The sequence below is a fragment of the Spirosoma sp. KNUC1025 genome (genome assembly GCF_045160025.1).
In the GTDB taxonomy this organism is placed as follows: domain Bacteria; phylum Bacteroidota; class Bacteroidia; order Cytophagales; family Spirosomataceae; genus Spirosoma.
Map to the genome: position 1 here is coordinate 418,455 of NZ_CP087139.1, position 17,838 is coordinate 436,292.

Consider the following 17,838-nt stretch of genomic DNA (forward strand, 5'->3'; position numbering starts at 1 on the left):
AGATTTCAGGGTATTCTGGCTATTGAGAACTAGAGGAAATAACTACGACAAGACGTAGTGAAACCAAGCTGATTCTACCATGACTTCTCAACCCAATCGCCGGGAATTTCTCAAACAAAGTAGTGCGGCTGCACTTAGCCTGGCTTTATTTCCTAATGCAAAGCGAAAGGTCGCTCCCAGTGATCGCGTGCGAGTTGCTCACATCGGGCTGAATGGCATGGGAACCAACCACCTCAACTGGTTTGCCAAGTTACCAGAGGTAGAAGTGGTTGGTCTGTGCGATCTGGATGAAACGCACCTGAACAAAGCGTTGAGTACATTACAAACCCTGCAACCAAACACAGCGGCCAAGACCTACGCCGATTTTCGTTATCTGCTCGACCGTAAGGATATCGACGCCATTACGTGTGCTACGCCCGATCACTGGCATGCGCAGGTCGCAATTCTTGCTTTTCAGGCTGACAAGGATGTGTATGGCGAGAAGCCGCTCTCCTACAGTGTTCGGGAGGGTCAGAAAATGCTCAAGGCACTGAATCGATACGACCGCGTTTTTCAGTTGGGCACGCAGATTCATGCTGGCGATAATTACCACCGTGTTGTCGAAATTATCAAGGCGGGCGCAATCGGAAAAGTCCATACGGTACGACTCTGGAAAACAGGTTTCCCGCCTGTGCTTGGTCCTGCCAATTATCAAACACCGCCTACTACGTTGAACTGGGACATGTGGCAGGGACCGGCTCCCGTTTCACTCTATACGCCTGAGCGATGCCACTTTACGTATCGTTATTTTCTGGATTATTCAGGTGGGGTTTTTCAGGATTTCTGGTGCCACATTGCCGATGTCGTCTGGTGGTCTGTCAATCCTACGGGCCTCAAGCGCGTAAGTGCCAAAGGAGAAGCACCCGAAGGAATCGGTGACGCTCCCAAATGGATTGATATTGATTATGAGTTCGATGGGTTGAATCTTCACTGGACCAGCACGCCCCCGAACGTACCGGGTGCCGAAAAACGGGGCATCGGCGCTTATTTTGAAGGCGACAAGGGTACGTTGCTTTGTGATTATAATACCCGAGAAATAACTATCAACGGCGTTGTAATGGCCGACGTGCCGGAAATTCCGATTACGCTCGAACGGTCACCGGGCCATCAGCAGAATTTTATCGACGCCGTTAAATCCCGCAAGCAGCCAGAATCCAACCTGGCGTATGCCCGGCAAATGACGATGCCCATGCACCTAGGCCTGATTTCGTATCGACTCGGCCAGCCCCTGGACTGGAACGCCAAAAAAGAGAAATTCAGGCATAATCCCGAAGCCAACGCGCTCCTGTCGAGGAAATACCGGAAAGAGTGGGATTTGCTATAATCAGCGTGTTGAATTCAGTATTTCATCATAAACTCGCTCAGGTTCATATCTGCGTTCAGATTTATTTTTTTACGAAGCCGATACCGCTTCAGTTCAACGCTACGTGGGGTGATATTCAGTAAGTGTGCGATTTCTTTTGTCGATAGATTCATGCGCAGATAAGCGGCCAATTTCAGATCGCCCTGGCTAAGGTCAGGGTATTGCTCAATCAGGTGTTTAAGAAATTGCTCATGCACGTTGTTAAAGTTTGCCTCAAATAGCTTCCAGTCCTGTTCGCTCGAAATGTTGGTATCTATCAAATTATTAATACGTTGAAAATCATCTGTTGACAGGCGATTTCCAGAACGAAGTTTTATTCGGTCCAGCTCCTCTTTCAACTGAATAAGCAGTTCGTTTTTCTGAATCAGCGACATGGTTGAATTGGCCAGTTCTTCCGATTTCTGAATCAGGCCCTGTTCCAGTTGCTCTTTTTGGAGCAGAATAATTTCCCGTTGACTCCGTTCTTCCTGGTGGCGCAGTTTTTCTTCCATGCGCTTACGGATACGGTTCTGCTGAATAGCCACGCGCCGTAGGTGCAATTGATAAACTATCCAGAACAAAGCCCCGAGCAGAAGCATATAAAGAATTTTACTCCAGGTTGTCCAGTACCAGGGCGGCTGAATAATAAACGTAAGCGTACTTTCCTGCGCGTTCAGATTTGATTTCAGATGAAAAACATATTGACCAGCCGGAAGACTACTGAATTCTTTCTGATGCGTAACCGAATAGGGTGACCATCCCCGCGTACTATTTTCGAGCCAGTAACTGTATTTTACTGGCCGGGTATAATAAGGCGTACTGAACGTAATGCCGATATTATTCTGCTGATGCGAAAATGTAAGTTCTGAGGGAGCTGTAATTCCATCAAAAACGTGTTTGGCAGCCGGATTGTCGGTAACGGCCACAGCCCGAATAATTGATTTCGGAACAGCCTTACTGACAAGCCGGGGCAACTCCATCCGTGGCAATAGGGCAAACCCATTCTCACGGCAAATGGCAACGTAATTTGAATCGAGCGCAACGATATTTTCATACTCATCAACCCATTGACCACTCTTCAGCGGTACGTCGGCCGCCGACCGTTTGCCCGATTGCACCCAATTTAATGAGCCATCCTGATGCAGTAAAAACCAGTCAGCGTCTGACAAGGAAAAAATCTTCCGTACATCAGTATGCAACCAGGGATAAGCCAACACGGCAGTCGTAAATTTGCTGGCAGCCGGGTCAAACAGACGTATTCCTCTTGCAGAAGCAACCAGAATACGGTGCTGCATCTGGTAGAGATCCAGTGCAGGGCTCCCAAATTCGGCATCGTTATAAGGCTTACTGGTCTCAACCCGGCGCAAATCCGCTGACAGTCGTAACCGCTGTATGCCTTGATTCGGAGCCTTATTAACCCAGATAGTCCCCGCGTCATCTTCTTCCAATTGGCGGACAGGGGCCGAAAATCCGTCAACTTTATGCGAAAACTCCCACTGCCCGTTTACTCCTTTTCGGTATATACATAAGCTTGTGTATGTTCCCTGAATAAGATAATCAGGCTGCTGTTTTAACCGACGAAGTACCCACCCCCCAGTAACTGCGCACAACAGACTTGCCTGCGCCCGCTTAATACGGAATGTGCCTTTATTATGCCCGCAGAAGAGCTGATTGTCGATAATCGTTAAATCCCAAACCTGCCCCTGAGTACCGGAAATTAGCCTGAAAGGAATCTCTCTATGAAGGAGAGGTTTGTAATAAACTCCCTGATTGGTACCAATGTATAACGTATCACCGTAGCGGGCCATGTCGTACAGGGTTCCGAATTCACCTTCAGTATCTGTAAAATACCGAATTGACGAAGCCATATTTATCAGATTGATACCTTTATCCAGTCCCACCCATAAATTGCCATCGACATCCTGGCACATTGACAGCACCGTACTGTTTTGCAGTCCATTCTTTTGAGTAAAGTGAGATTGGATCTGACCGTCGGCTGTTATGATTACTACTCCATTTAACAACGTACCAAACGCATACAGATTCGGCCCGATGAGCGTGCCCCGATTGAGCCGATTTTGCTGAATAAATGTATTTACCTGCGTACTAAAAGGTTTAAACTGCTTGCCATCGTAGCGGTAAATGGCCCGTTCGGTACCGATGAGCAGGTCATTTTCCCCGATTGGCAGAACCGTGTTGACCGTTTCGTGTCCCAGAAATTCGCTGCCTTGTACCGGAATATACTGGTCATTTTTCAGCTCGTATAAGCCCCTCCCAATTACTTCTAGCCAGAGCCGGTTACGTACCTGATGAACAAATAAGATGGTAGCAGGCGGTTGCAGAAGCTTTATCTTACCCTGCTGATATCGATATACGAACGCAAACGACTGGAACAAAACCCCTTGTGGCGTTATCAGAATATTCCAGATTTCTTCGTTCAGAAACGTTTTCTCCTGAATCAAAGGAGTAAGCGAGTGATAAATCAATTCACCATGCTGGTTGGGAAGCCAGTAACCAAACTCACCCAGAGCACCCGTGTAGATTCGGCCCGCCTGATCAATCGCTACTGAACGCACTTTCTGCTTTCGGGGCAATTCATAGACCCGCCAGCTATTGCCATCGAATTCGAGTAACCCTCTGGAATTGGCGAAATACATGAACCGGTTTTTAGGATGCTGCGCTACACCCCAGTTCTGATTGTACGCTCCATAATTCTGTCGAGTGTAGGTAATGATTTCCGGCTGACAAAAATCATAGGATGTTTGAGCCAAGCTAAACATGCCAGAAGCAAATACGAGCAGGAAAGCCAACCTGATCCACTTAGAAAAAAATCTCCCCCAACTGCACTTTCCTTTCTTCATAAACTCAGCCGTTTAGGCGACCTGATGTAGTAAAATCGTCAAAAATAGGCTGAAAAGAGGGATATGATGTAGTAATGATGTAGCTCCAATTTAGGTACCAAGTTAGCAAGAGCCTACTTTTGTGCAAAAAATTATTAGAAAGTTATTGCTAATTCTCGTTAAGTAATTAGTCTGCTTAAATACGTAGACGGCTAATAAACCGGTCATAGTAATACTTCTTAGTTAATACGCTCATGACTTACATTTCGCTTCATTTGAAAACGAGAGGTCTGGCCAAATTGCTTACCAGCCTAGTATTCGTTTTGATTCTCACAACTGGCTGGGCCAGATCAGCACCCATACGTATCACAGGTAAAGTAACGGATGCCGCAACAAACACTGGCTTGCCAGGTGTTACAGTACAGGTAAAAGGGACATCTACAGGAACAGTAACCGACGCAAGCGGCTCCTACTCAATACAGGCCGACGAAAATGCTACACTGGTATTTTCAAGCATCGGGTATGTGAAAGTAGAGGTAGCTGTAGGTGGTAAAACAGCCGTTAATGCCGCGCTGACTGAAGACACAAAATCGCTAACCGAGGTAGTGGTTGTAGGCTATGGCACCCAGCGCAAATCGGACGTAACCGGAGCAACCGTTACAATTAAAGGGGAGGAACTAGTCAAACAGCCAGTACTTACGGCTACACAGGCGCTTCAGGGAAAAGCAGCTGGCGTACAGATTATTAGCAGCGGCCAACCCGGAACTTCGCCTGTTATCCGGATTCGCGGAACGGGTACAGCCCTGGCAGGAACAGCCGCTTTATTTGTTGTCGATGGTGTTTTAACGGATGATATTTCCAATATTAATACGGCCGATATTACCAATATCGACGTATTGAAAGATGCCTCAGCCACAGCCATTTACGGCGCCCGCGGAGCAAATGGGGTTATTATTATTACCACGAAGCGTGGCACGGCAGGTAAAATGACCGTGAGTTATTCGGGGAATGCCGGTTTTCGCTTACCGGCCAGCCTGGTCAAGATGGCGAACGCAGCCGAGTACGCTAACTACGTCAGTGCCGCAACGGGTAATCTGGTCAATCCGGGCACCACATCAACCGACTGGTACAGCCAGATTCTACGTAACGGATTTCAACAGAATCACGGCCTTTCGGTCAACGGTGGTACTGACAAATCGACTTACTTCCTGAGTGCTGGTTATTTTACCGATCAAGGCATTGTCATCGATAATGTATATAAGCGGTTTACGATCCGGGCTAATAACGATTTTACGTTCAATAAATACGTAAAAGCAGGTATATCCGCTTCCTACGCCAATGGCGACAATCAGATTGCTAACCTTAATTCGGCCTATAACGATGCCTACCGGGCTGCTCCGATTATCCAGTCGAAAGTAGGCGGAAAATACGGCAATACGTCGGTATATCAGAACGTCGGGAATCCCATCATGGACATTGAGAAGAACAACAACAAAGCAATCGATAACCGCTTGTTGGGATCTGCCTATCTGGATATCAAGCCGATCGAATGGCTGACCTTACGTAGCGAAATGGGTGGTGACTGGGTCAATCTGAACAGTCGGGTTTATAATTATCAATTCAATAACGATACGACATCGTTTATTAATCCGGGTGGAAATCAGCGGAATCCAAACAGCAACCTGACGTTTGAAAATACCCGTACGTTTCACTGGACTTGGAATAACCTGGCGACGTTCAATAAAAAGTTTGATAAGCATGCCCTGACCGTACTGGTTGGTACTACGTCCGAAGAGTATACGCAGGTTAAGTTTTCGGCCTTTCGCAAAGACGTGCCCGCAGCGCCAAGCCTGTGGTACATCGGTACCGGCAATGCCAATACGTCAACCAACGATGGTACCGGCGACAAATACACGCGGAACTCCTACATCGGTCGGTTAAACTACAATTTCGACGATAAGTACCTGCTTACTGCAACTATCCGGGCTGATGGCTCGTCTCGCTTCCCTACACAAAACCGCTGGGGTTATTTCCCATCAGTTGGAGTTGGCTGGCTGATCACAAGCGAGCCATTCATGCAAAATCAGCAGATTTTCGACATTCTTAAACTGCGGGCCAGCTGGGGCCGGGTTGGAAATGACCGGATACCATCCGACTCCTACACGGTTACGGTTCAGCCAAATTTAGCCTATCCATTTGGTGGAGGAATTGCTACACCCGGTAGCGCCATTACTCAGATCAAAGATCCAAATCTGAAGTGGGAAACTACGGAAGAAACCGATTTCGGCATCGAGTTTTCGGCGATAAACGGAAAACTGTCGGGCGAAGTCAACTACTATAATAAAAAAGCCCGCGACCTGCTGATCAACGTAAAAGTGCCTTCTGTTACGGGCGATGCCGACGGAGTCGTGTTAACCAATGCGGCCTCGATTCAAAATCAGGGACTGGAAGTTACCTTAAACTGGCGCGGCAAAATCACAAACGACCTTTCATACCGAATCGGTGGTAACGCTACGCTCAACCAGAACAAAGTTATTGGTCTGAATGGTGGGCAGCCTATTCTGGATGGGGGCGTTGGCGCCAATCAGCAATACACCACCCGTACCGATAATGGTCAGCCTATTGGTAGTTTCTACGTATTGCAGGTACTGGGCGTTTTTCAGACCGCCGACGAAATAGCCAATTATAAAAACGCGACAGGACAGGTTATTCAGCCCTCGGCCAATGCGGGTGACTTCAAATATCAGGACACGAACGGCGATGGAAAGATTGACGACAACGACCGTGTTTTCGTAGGCTCTTATCAACCGAAAGCTTACTTCGGTCTGAGTCTAGGACTGACGTTCAAAGGATTCGATCTGAGCGCTGATTTGTATGGCAATGTTGGCAATCAGGTTTATAACGGCAAACGTGGTTTCCGCCAGCAGGCCCTCGATAATGTTGAACGCTCAATGGCTTACGGTCGCTGGACACCCGGTAGCGGCATACAAAATGAGCCGGCCGCTAACAGTGGCAATCTACCAGCTTCGACCTACTTCGTTGAATCAGGTTCATTCGCCCGGATCAACAATGCAACTCTGGGCTATAAAGTCCCACAAGGATTTCTGGACAAAATTCATGTTAGCAGCATCCGGGTGTTCGTAACCGCACAAAACATTCTGACCATCAAAAAATACAGTGGATTCACTGCCGAATTACCCGGAAATCCGACCAGCCAGGGTATTGAACTGAATGCCTATCCAACAACGCAAACGTACGCACTGGGCCTGAATGTTGGCTTTTAATCCTACTCGACAACACCATGAAACGTACTACTTATATTTCTCTTAGTGCAGGCTTTGCAGCCGTTTTGCTGACCGCATCCTGCCAAAAAAGTTTTCTGGACGTACCGGTACAGGGTCAGGCAACTACAGCCACAGACCCTAACCTGGCCATCAATCTGGTAACCGGCGTTTATAACAGTCTTTATAACAGTGAGGCTTTTGGGGGCGCCGGTGGCGATGTACACGGTATTAGCTTTATTGCGGCCACCAATATCATTTCTGACGATGCAGATAAAGGAAGCACACCCACTGACCAACCCTCAATCGCCGATATTGATAACCTAACCCTGACACCGACCAATAATTTCGTAGCGGCTCTCTGGAATGGCTATTACAGCGGTATTTCACGGGCCAATCAGGCACTGGCAGCATTGGAAACAGCATCGATTGATGCCAAAACCAAAAATCAGCTGGTTGGCGAAGTCCGGTTTATTCGGGGGTATTACTACTTCAATCTGGTACGCTTTTTTGGCAAAGTGCCGAAAGTAACCCGGGTGCCTAAAGATGCGCAGGACGCCAATTCCGACCCTGCTTTCCAGACCAGAGCCCCGGTCGATACGATCTACAACGTAATTACCCAGGATTTACAGTTTGCGATCAACAACCTGCCACTGAGAGCACAAGCGGCTGTCGGTCACGCAAACAAAGGAGCGGCTCAGGCCCTGTTGGCTAAAACGTATCTGTACCGCAAAAACTGGCAACAGGTTCAGGCGCTTACTCAGGAAGTCATCAACTCCGGTCAGTATTCATTGGTGCCTGATTACACGACGATCTGGCGCTCCGCTGGCAATAACAACAGCGAGTCTATTTTCGAGACACAAAGTGGTACGTTCAACAACGGAGATATTGCTGTCGGTGGCTATAGCACCTGGCAAGGACCGCGCGTAGGTGGAAAAGGCGGCTGGACCGACCTGGGTTTTGGCTTCGATACGCCCAGTCAGGATTTGGTAAATGCCTATGAACCGGGTGACAAACGGAAAGCCTCTACCATTATTAGCATCGACAATAGTGGAAAACACGTCGGTACGGTCCTGTACGACGGATTCCGTATTCCTAGCTCCGACTCGGTTCAAAACCTGTATTATAACTACAAGGCATACGCCAGCGAAAACCCGAACATAGAGCCTTATCTGGGCAACCGCGACAGGAAACAGAAAAATGTACGGTTACTACGGTATGCCGACGTTTTATTAATGAATGCCGAAGCCAACAACGAACTGGGGCAAACGGCCGTTGCGATAACGAACCTGAATCTGATACGTACCCGTGCTGGTCTGGCGGCAACCAAAGCCGCTTCCCAAGCGGATGTCCGTAATGCGATCTGGAAAGAACGCCGAATAGAGCTGGCTATGGAGCATGACCGCTTTTTCGATTTGGTTCGAACAGGGCGCGCGGCCCAGGTGATGCAGGCAGCCGGGAAGAATTTCGTCGCGGGGAAAAACGAACTTTTACCGATACCGAGTCTGCAAATCGAATTGAGTGGCGGCAAACTGGACCAAAATCCGGGTTATTGATTTTACCTCAACGTATTAAGTACCCTTTACAATAAAACCCAATTTTCAATTACAAATCAATTTATCATGAAAACGAGAACAATAACCCTGTGGGCAGCAGCCGCGATAGTAGTCGGTTCTACCCTATTCACTTCCTGCAAAAGTGATGACGGCGGTACTACCTTACCTCCAATTGGAGGATACAATAACTCTAATGAAGTAGCTGCGTCTAACTTATTGGCACACTGGACGTTTGATGGCACAAACAATGAGGACATCTCAAAAACGGCGCCATCAAACAGCAGCAACGCTACGTTCACAACTGGTACAAAGGGCCAGGCATTGCAGTTAAATTCTGGATACCTGTTATACCCAACGATTTCTTCTCTGAGCAGCACCAGCGCTATTCCAAGCGTAACAGTAAGTTCATGGGTAAAAGTGGCTAATAATGGAACGACAGCTTCGTCTGTTTTTGCCCTAACACAAGCTCTGGCCGCGCAGGGAGACTGGAATCAGGGACCGCTTAATGTGTATGTCGAAACGGGCTCCTACAAAGCGGCAAGCGACACATTACGTCTACATGCCGCATTTCATACCTATCTGAATGGTAACTATAGCACCGGTGGTGATAATGTTAATGGATTCGGCAATGCGGATATTGGCACAAAGTGGCAGATCGTAAAAGGTGCTGGATCATGGGTTCATTACGTAATGGTTTACGATGGTAGCTCTTCGAACATCGATTTGTATGCTAATGGCAAATTGGTGTCAAACAGCGATTATCGGAACCGAACTGTAAATGGCGTTGGAATTGGTCCAATTACATTAGCAACACCAACACAGGTGATTATTGGTGGATGGCCAAGCGCCAATACCGGCTACACAAAAGCTGCGGCTCAGTCATGGCAAGGCTTATTCAATGGCTCTATTGACGAGATCCGGGTGTATAACAAAGCACTGTCTGCAACAGACATTGGCTCCCTTTACCAACTTGAATCGGCAGGACGCTAATTAATATTGATGACTCAAAGGGGCTGTTAATCTTCGGAAAGACAGCCCCTATTTCCTGCCTTTCTGATTTACTCGGCACTTTGCCATTACCTATGAACTCAACGTCCCTTTTTTTAATCTGATTGGGCTGCTATTCTGCCTGTCCTGTAAAACGCAGCAAGAAAACCCCGAACCCGCGGAGTTGTTCTATTACAAATCCGTACAGGTCAATGGACAGCCATCGTCATCCCTGACCTATAAAGATGTTACGTTGACACCTTCCATTCGAATCGCATTTACCGTACCGATCAGTCAGGAATCAGCAAAAAATACCATCAGGCTAACGGATAAAAATACCGCCAGTTCGGTTCCTTTATCATTTTCATTTGGCAGCGCTGATACAACCGTAGTCATTGCCCCACAAAGTCCGCTAAAATCGCTTACGGCTTATACAGTGCTGGTTCCGCCAACCCTTACATCGCAACGTAGCACGACGTTCAACTCCAGCCTAAGTGTCAGCCTGACAACGGCGCTGGATAGTACCGACAAATTCTCGCGCATAAGTGATTCGCTCCTACTCGATCTTGTTCAGAAGCAGACATTTAAATATTTCTGGGATTTTGGCCACCCCGTTTCGGGCCTTGCTCGTGAGCGTAATTCGTCGGGCGATGTCGTTACGTCGGGGGGAAGTGGGTTTGGCATTATGTCAATTATCGTCGGCATAAACCGGAATTTTATCAGTCGACAGGAAGGCTTAGCGCGGCTTACCAAAATCGCGAATTTCCTTCAAAACAACGCCAAGCGCTATCATGGTGCATTTTCGCACTGGCTGAATGGCGCTACAGGTGCTACAATTCCATTTAGCCAGAAAGATGACGGTGCCGATCTGGTCGAAACGTCGTACCTGATGCAAGGATTGCTTACCGCCCGGCAATATTTCAACAGCTCAACCAATGCCGAGGAAATTGCGCTTCGCAAAACGATCAATGACCTTTGGGATGGCGTAGAATGGAACTGGTTTACGAAGAGCGGAGCCGAAACAAATTTATACTGGCACTGGTCGCCCAATTATAACTGGGACATGAATATGCCCATTCGGGGTTGGAATGAAGCTCTCATTACGTATGTGATGGCCGCATCGTCGAATACAAGTGCTATTTCAAAAATGGTGTACGACAATAGCTGGGCGCAGAACGGCAAAATGGCCAACGGCAACAGCTATTATGGCATAAAGCTCCCGCTTGGTCCTGCTTATGGGGGTCCGCTGTTCTTTTCGCAATACTCATTCCTCGGAATTAATCCGCATGATCTAAAAGACGCTTATGCCGACTATTGGCAGCAAAACACGGCCCATTCGCTTATCAACTATACGTATTGCAAAACCAATCCCAAACAATTTAGCGGCTATAGTCCGAATTGCTGGGGATTGACCGCCAGCGACGAGCAAAACGGCTATTCGGCCCACGAACCGAACAACGACAACGGTACGATCTCGCCAACAGCCGCCCTTTCATCCATGCCGTATACGCCCACAGAGTCGATGCAGGCGCTTCGGTTTTTTTATTATAAACTGGGTGACAAAACCTGGAAAGAGTACGGTTTTGTGGATGCGTTCAATCTGACAAACATCTGGTTTGCTGACTCATTTCTGGCTATTGATCAAGGCCCCATTATTGTTATGATCGAGAACCAGCGGTCGCAACTGCTCTGGAAACTGTTTATGAGCTGCCCTGAAGTGAAAAAGGGAATGAAGAACCTCGGCTTCCAAAGCCCTAATCTGAATTAAACTTATCTGGCAGGTAGCAACTTCCCGAAAGTTTCGAGCTGTCGGGAAGTTCAAAAATCGCCCCGCACAAAATTCATGAAAACGTTTCTCTTCTTTTTATTAGCCCTTACTACGGGTTTTGCTCAGCCGCGGCCCTACAACGTCACAAAGGCCGATACCGATTTTCTGGATAGTCTGCAGCGCGATACGTTCCGGTACTTCTGGGACACAACGAATCCGGAGAATGGCCTGACGCCTGATCGGGCGCCAACCCGTTCGTTTGCCAGTATTGCCGCGGTTGGTTTTGGCCTAACCTCTTATCTGGTTGGGGTGGAGCGTCAATACGTTACGCGGGCGCAGGCTGCCGAGCGAACACTTAAAACATTACGTTTTTTTGCCAAAGCGCCCCAGTCGGAGAAAAAAAGCGGCATAACAGGCTATAAAGGATTTTTCTACCATTTTCTGGACATGAAAACCGGCGAACGGTTTAAGGAAGTAGAACTCTCCACTATTGATACGGCCCTGCTACTCGGCGGCATTCTAAGCTGCCAGACGTACTTCGACAAAAACACGCCCGTTGAAACGGAAATTCGTCAGTTGGCCGAACAGATTTACGCACGCGTAGACTGGACATGGATGCAGGCCCGAAAGCCTTACGTATCGATGGGCTGGCATCCCGAAAAAGGGTTTATTCCGGCTGATTGGAAAGGCTACAACGAAGCCATGCTTCTGTACGTACTAGCACTCGGTTCGCCCACGCACCCAGTTGGCGAAGAGGTCTGGTCTGCCTGGACAAAAACCTACGAATGGGCTACGTTTCAGGGACAGCAACACGTAAACTTTGACCCACTTTTCGGCCATCAGTATTCCCACGTCTGGATCGACTTTCGGGGCATCAAGGACAAATACATGACCAGCAAAGGCATCGATTACGCCGAAAATTCGCGCCGGGCTACGTATGCCAATCGGGCGTATTGTATGGCAAATCCGGGGAAATGGCAGGATTACAGCGCTACCATCTGGGGGCTGACTGCCTGCGATGGCCCTAAAGATACAACGGTAGCCGGTCGTCAATTTTTCTCCTATCGCGCACGCGGAGCGGCTTCCATGCAACAGGTCGATGATGGTACGTTAGCGCCAACAGCGGCTGGCGGTTCGCTGGCTTTCGCACCCGAAATCTGTTTACCGGCTCTGAGAGCCATGAAAGCCAAATACGGTGATAAGATTTACGGCCCATACGGTTTCCGCGACGCTTTCAATCCAACGTATCGTTTTCCCTCGGCTTATGCCCTTGGCTCAACGGCAAACGGCTGGTTTGACATAGATTACCTCGGCATCGATCAGGGTCCTATTCTGTTGATGGCCGAAAATTTACGTACCAATTTTGTCTGGAATCTGATGAAACGTAACCCGCACATTCAGAAAGGTTTGAAACGGGCCGGGTTTACAGGTGGCTGGTTAAAGTAATTATCTCAGCGATACAGATGTTATTGTCGCGTTTTGTTCTTCAGCAGGACAAGCGGCAGATGCGTATTCCAAAACGGTTTTAAGCCCTCCTGAATGATAAACGTTTTCGAAAAATTACCCAGAACAATATCCGCATCGCCATCCTGGTCGAAGTCGTTCACGTCCATACAAATCCAGCGCCCATACGTACTGACGGGCAACGCATGTGGTTTAAACTGTAACCCTTTATCCTGTTCGAAATACAGGCATCCTTCCGCAGAATTATGTTCAAAATCCGCAAAAAAGGCAATCGTCGCCATGTCTAAATCGCCATCCAGATCGAAGTCAGCCGCCACCGCTTTCGTGCATCCATTTATCGGATAGAAGTACGTCTGCTTGTATCGAAAATTTCCCTGATTCAGGTAGATATAAACGCCATGGTACGGTTTCAGGACTTTCGAGAAATCGCTGTTGTCGCCACAGGTATACAGAATATCCAGTCGCCCGTCCTTGTTGAAGTCAACTAATTGAAAGCTGGTAGAGCCGTAAACGGGCGGAAAACGTAACAGATTTCGCTCGGTAAAACCTCCTTTTTTGTCATTAAGAAACAGCCAGATTCCTTCATCAGCGTGCGCAAATAACACCATCAGGTCCGGCCATCCATCGGCGTTAAAATCCTGAACAGTTGCTTGAACAGGACCCGCTACTTCCCGTATGGGACGTTTAACAAACGTATGACCCGGCGTTTGTTTCAGCCAGTATAAACCTCCGCGTAGGTGACCGAACCCGCATACCACCCAATCCATTAACCCGTCTTTATTCAAATCGGCAGCAACGGATTGTAGGGGCCGTGGTAAATCTTTATAAATGACGGATGAATCCTTCGCTGATTTATCCGCCAACCCTATTTCAATCAATTCTCCCTGGGTTATGTCGGCCGCCCGCATAGTTCCCAGACAGGTAAACAGCCCTTGTTCCCGGTTCTTTGCATCCCGAAAAAAGGTGGCGTTTACTGCCGGAGAAGGCAACTGGCGAACGAAAGAAGGCCGCAGATTCTGATCCCAGCTACGCAGGTCGCTGCGGATTGCATCACTTGAATACAGTCGATGACCAATGGTGTCCATTGCGACCAACGTAGTAATCGCCGTTTGGGCCGTATCGGATTGGGGCATTTGGAGCGAAAACACGGCCCAGTCATTTACAACCGGTGCGGGCGCAGTAGCTGGTTTTAGTTTGGCCGGGGCCAGTGTTTCATAAAAGGCAATAATTTTTTGCCAGTCGTTGAAGGAAACAGCGGCAGTACGTCCGGCATAATACTGACCACCCGGATACGCTTCGATACCCAGATTTGGTGCCATAGCTGGCAAGACATGCTTCACCCACGTTTCTTTATCCAAAGCATCTGGGTTGACCAGCGAATGGCAACTGCTGCAATGTTGCTTCGCCAATTGTTGCCCGGCGGCAATGAGCGGATCAGCAGTAGCATCGCTACTGCCTGACTGACAGCTACCGACAAGCAAGCCAGTAGCGACCAGAATCAGAAAACAAACGTAGTACAAAGAGAAAGGCAATTGTTTACTAAACATCCTAGCAGAATAACCCGGCCAACTACATATTACTGTCTCACTCCCACCAAGTTCAGCATAAAGGCATATTCCAGCGCGATTTCCTTTAACGCCTGAAAACGACCCGATGCCCCACCGTGACCGGCCTCCATGTTGGTATGAAGCAGCAACTGGTTGTTGTCCGTTTTCATGGCCCTTAGCTTGGCTACCCACTTGGCGGGCTCCCAATATTGCACCTGCGAATCATGCAAACCGGTTGTCACGAGCAAATTCGGGTACGCTTTTTTCTGAACATTATCGTAGGGTGAATACGACAGCATGTAGTTGTAGTATTCTTCATTTTCAGGATTGCCCCATTCCTCAAACTCCCCCGTTGTCAGTGGAATACTTTCGTCGAGCATGGTCGTCACTACGTCAACAAATGGTACCGCAGCCACTACGCCCCGGTAAAGTTGCGGTGCCTGATTGATAACAGCGCCCATCAGCAACCCGCCCGCACTACCACCCATGGCAAACAGTTTATCCGGACTGGTGTATTTGTTTTTGATCAGGTATTCCGATACGTCCACGAAGTCGTTAAACGTATTTTTCTTTTTCAGCATTTTGCCGTCTTCATACCACCGGCGACCCATTTCCTGCCCACCGCGAATATGCGCAATGGCAAAAATAAAACCCCGATCCAGCAGGCTCAGGCGTGTGGAACTAAAGCCGGGATCGGTTGAATAGCCATAAGACCCGTAGGAATATTGCAGTAACGGCGACGATCCGTCTTTTTTCACGCCTTTCCGATACACCAGCGAAACCGGTACCTGAACCCCGTCACGAGCGGTTGCATAAACCCGCTCCGATACGTAATTGTCTTTGTCGAAGCCGCCCAGAACCCCCTGCTGCTTCTTCAGGACTTTCTCTTTCGTATCCATGTTATAGTCGAAAGTCGATCCTGGCGTAGTCAGCGACGAATAGCTGTACCGCAGTACGTTTGTGTTGAAATCAGGATTGTAGCCAATGCCTGCTACGTAGGCAGGTTCGCCAAAATCGAGGTATTCATCCGCTTTTGTGCCGGATTGTTTCTGACTAATAATCCGAATGTTCGTCAAACCAGCCTTACGCTCACCCAGAACCAGATGGTTGACAAATACATCCATGTTGGCCAGGTACACATCCGGCCGATGGGCAATCACTTCTTTCCAGGCCGAACGATCCGCCGTTTTACCCTCCTGCACTTCCATCAACCGAAAATTTTCGGCTTTCCAGTTTGTACGAACGTAAAACTTGTCTTTGTAATGTACGATATCGTATTCATGGCCTTTTTCACGGGGCAGAAACACCTTGAATTCACCCATCGGCTTATCAGCTTCCAGCAGTCGATATTCGGTCGAAACGCCGTTGTGATCGGAACCAATTGTTACATATTTTTTTGATTTTGAACGACCCAGGCCCATGTAAAACTGGTTGTCTTTCTCCTCGTACACCAGTACGTCCGTTTTAGGGTCAGTTCCTAAAATATGCCGATAGACCTGATAGCCGAGCAGCGTTTGCGGGTCTTTTTTGATGTAGAACAGCGTCTTGTTGTCAGTTGCCCAGGCAAAACTGCCCGCTTCCGTATCCTTGATAGCTTCAGGATAAATCTTCCCGGTTTTCAGATTTTTGACACGTAGCGTAAAGAGCCGACGGCTAACCGTATCTTCCGCAAAAATGGCTAGCTCATCATTGTCCGACACTTCATAACCACCGAGCTGATAATAATTATGTCCTTTAGCCATTACGTTGCCATCGAACATAACCTCTTCGGCACTCTCTAAAGACCCTTTCTTCCGGCAATAAATGGGATACTCGCCCCCCGTTACGTACCGACTGTAGTAAAAATAATTCCCTTCTTTATACGGCACTGACTCATCCTGCTGCTTGATCCGTCCTTTCATCTCATCAAACAGCTTATCCTGCAAATCTTTAACAGGCGCAAGGACCTGATCGAGATAGGCGTTTTCCGCCTTCAGATAGTTGATAACTTCTGGATTTTCGCGGTCGTTGAGGTAATAGTAATTGTCAATCCGTTTATGGTTGTTCGTAACGAGTTCTTTGGGTTTAACGGGAGCTTTAGGAGGAGTCAACGTGGAGGTTTGGGCCTGAGTCATGCTGTATAAAATAAACGTAGTAAGTACCGTAAGACAAATTCGTTTCATAGCGGTCCGTAGCAGAGGATCGGTTGAGAAGTTTACCGTAAAAATACGGTTTTCCACCATCTTTGCGCCTGAATAATCCGGCAACTCCGTGTTGAGGGTATTCTGTCAATAGCTATGCCTGCGCTCGAATTAGTCGTTGCCCATCATACTGAAAATCTGAACTGGCTGCGTAACCTGCCTAATGGCCTGCAACTAAGCGTTTACAACAAAAGTGCGGAGGACGAAACGGATTGGGATGTCATTCCGCTACCGAATGTCGGACGGGAAGCACACACTTATTTGCACCATATCGTTAACCGGTACGATTCCTTGGCAGACTGCACCATTTTCTGCCAGGGCAAACCTTTCGATCATGCATACGATTTCAAAAAAACGATACGTGATTTTGTCGCACATTCGCCAGCCATCGACGAGCTGAAGCCAGAAACAGGTTTCCGCTGGCTGGGACATTTGATCGATACTGACGATGATCAGGGACACAGACTTTTTCGACCGTGGAGCAAAAATGAAGATGGCCGCGGACTCGATCTGCGCGAATTTCATCGCACCCTGTTTGGCAATGATGGTCCTGAACAGTACACATTCGTGCTGGGCGCCCAATTTGCCGTTCACCGCACTGTTTTGCACCGTAGGTCCGTTGAGTTTTACAAACAGGCTTTAGCCGTATCAATGACTTTTCCGGATGCTGCCCATTGTTTCGAACGTAGCTGGGACCGGGTCTTCGATGTCGTAGGCATTGATCCAGAATGGCTTAACGAACGACTCACGGTCCGATTGAAACCAATGAAGAATCAATTATCCGGCGATACGCCAACCGTACAGTAAACTGTTCCTTTTTTTTAATTTAGATTG

The 17,838-nt window shown here is 48.1% G+C and carries 10 protein-coding genes; 7 read left to right on the plus strand and 3 right to left on the minus strand.

All coding sequences use genetic code 11. The features are described 5' to 3' along the window. The first annotated feature begins 79 nt into the window (after positions 1–79). A complete protein-coding gene (locus tag LN737_RS01895) occupies positions 80–1,363 on the plus strand; it encodes a Gfo/Idh/MocA family protein (RefSeq protein WP_405515732.1) in 1,284 nt (427 codons plus the stop codon). 14 nt (positions 1,364–1,377) lie between these two features. On the opposite strand, the gene LN737_RS01900 is transcribed toward LN737_RS01895, so the two are convergent. Next, complete coding sequence (locus LN737_RS01900) at positions 1,378–4,161, minus strand: two-component regulator propeller domain-containing protein (protein WP_405515734.1); 2,784 nt, start codon at positions 4,159–4,161, stop codon at positions 1,378–1,380. 383 nt (positions 4,162–4,544) lie between these two features. On the opposite strand from LN737_RS01900, the gene LN737_RS01905 reads away from it, so the two are divergent. The 5 genes from LN737_RS01905 to LN737_RS01925 all read left to right on the plus strand — a co-directional run bounded on the left by LN737_RS01905 (position 4,545) and on the right by LN737_RS01925 (position 13,259). Beyond that, positions 4,545–7,505, plus strand: coding sequence for a TonB-dependent receptor (locus tag LN737_RS01905; protein WP_405515736.1), 2,961 nt, complete (start codon positions 4,545–4,547; stop codon positions 7,503–7,505). Positions 7,506–7,522: 17 nt separating this feature from the next. After that, positions 7,523–9,058, plus strand: coding sequence for a RagB/SusD family nutrient uptake outer membrane protein (locus LN737_RS01910; protein ID WP_405515738.1), 1,536 nt, complete (start codon positions 7,523–7,525; stop codon positions 9,056–9,058). A 66-nt stretch (positions 9,059–9,124) separates the two neighbouring features. Continuing rightward, the gene (locus LN737_RS01915) at positions 9,125–10,048 is read left to right on the plus strand and encodes a LamG-like jellyroll fold domain-containing protein (protein ID WP_405515740.1); all 924 of its coding nucleotides are present in this window, start codon (positions 9,125–9,127) and stop codon (positions 10,046–10,048) included. 181 nt (positions 10,049–10,229) lie between these two features. After that, positions 10,230–11,813, plus strand: a complete 1,584-nt coding sequence (locus LN737_RS01920; protein WP_405515742.1) for a glucoamylase family protein — start codon at positions 10,230–10,232, stop codon at positions 11,811–11,813. Between the two features lie 75 nt (positions 11,814–11,888). Further along, positions 11,889–13,259, plus strand: coding sequence for a glucoamylase family protein (locus LN737_RS01925; RefSeq protein WP_405515743.1), 1,371 nt, complete (start codon positions 11,889–11,891; stop codon positions 13,257–13,259). A gap of 20 nt (positions 13,260–13,279) precedes the next feature. On the opposite strand, the gene LN737_RS01930 is transcribed toward LN737_RS01925, so the two are convergent. Both LN737_RS01930 and LN737_RS01935 read right to left on the minus strand, forming a co-directional pair. Further along, positions 13,280–14,824 (minus strand): FG-GAP-like repeat-containing protein, encoded by a 1,545-nt coding sequence (locus tag LN737_RS01930; protein WP_405515745.1) that lies wholly within the window; start codon positions 14,822–14,824, stop codon positions 13,280–13,282. A gap of 29 nt (positions 14,825–14,853) precedes the next feature. Then, positions 14,854–16,986 carry a S9 family peptidase gene (locus tag LN737_RS01935; RefSeq protein ID WP_405515747.1) on the minus strand — a complete coding sequence of 711 codons (2,133 nt, stop codon included), beginning with the start codon at positions 16,984–16,986 and terminating at the stop codon, positions 14,854–14,856. A gap of 114 nt (positions 16,987–17,100) precedes the next feature. Between LN737_RS01935 and LN737_RS01940 the strand changes: the two genes are divergently transcribed. Continuing rightward, the gene (locus tag LN737_RS01940; RefSeq protein WP_405515749.1) at positions 17,101–17,811 is read left to right on the plus strand and encodes a DUF3431 domain-containing protein; all 711 of its coding nucleotides are present in this window, start codon (positions 17,101–17,103) and stop codon (positions 17,809–17,811) included. Positions 17,812–17,838: the final 27 nt, after the last annotated feature.

Bases quoted from the DNA above. Each gene is read 5' to 3' on its own strand.
- LN737_RS01895 (WP_405515732.1), top strand. From the start codon at position 80: ATGACTTCTCAACCCAATCGCCGGGAATTTCTCAAACAAAGTAGTGCG.
- LN737_RS01900 (WP_405515734.1), bottom strand. From the start codon at position 4,161: ATGTTTAGCTTGGCTCAAACATCCTATGATTTTTGTCAGCCGGAAATC.
- LN737_RS01910 (WP_405515738.1), top strand. From the start codon at position 7,523: ATGAAACGTACTACTTATATTTCTCTTAGTGCAGGCTTTGCAGCCGTT.
- LN737_RS01915 (WP_405515740.1), top strand. From the start codon at position 9,125: ATGAAAACGAGAACAATAACCCTGTGGGCAGCAGCCGCGATAGTAGTC.
- LN737_RS01925 (WP_405515743.1), top strand. From the start codon at position 11,889: ATGAAAACGTTTCTCTTCTTTTTATTAGCCCTTACTACGGGTTTTGCT.
- LN737_RS01930 (WP_405515745.1), bottom strand. From the start codon at position 14,824: ATGTTTAGTAAACAATTGCCTTTCTCTTTGTACTACGTTTGTTTTCTG.
- LN737_RS01935 (WP_405515747.1), bottom strand. From the start codon at position 16,986: ATGAAACGAATTTGTCTTACGGTACTTACTACGTTTATTTTATACAGC.
- LN737_RS01940 (WP_405515749.1), top strand. From the start codon at position 17,101: ATGCCTGCGCTCGAATTAGTCGTTGCCCATCATACTGAAAATCTGAAC.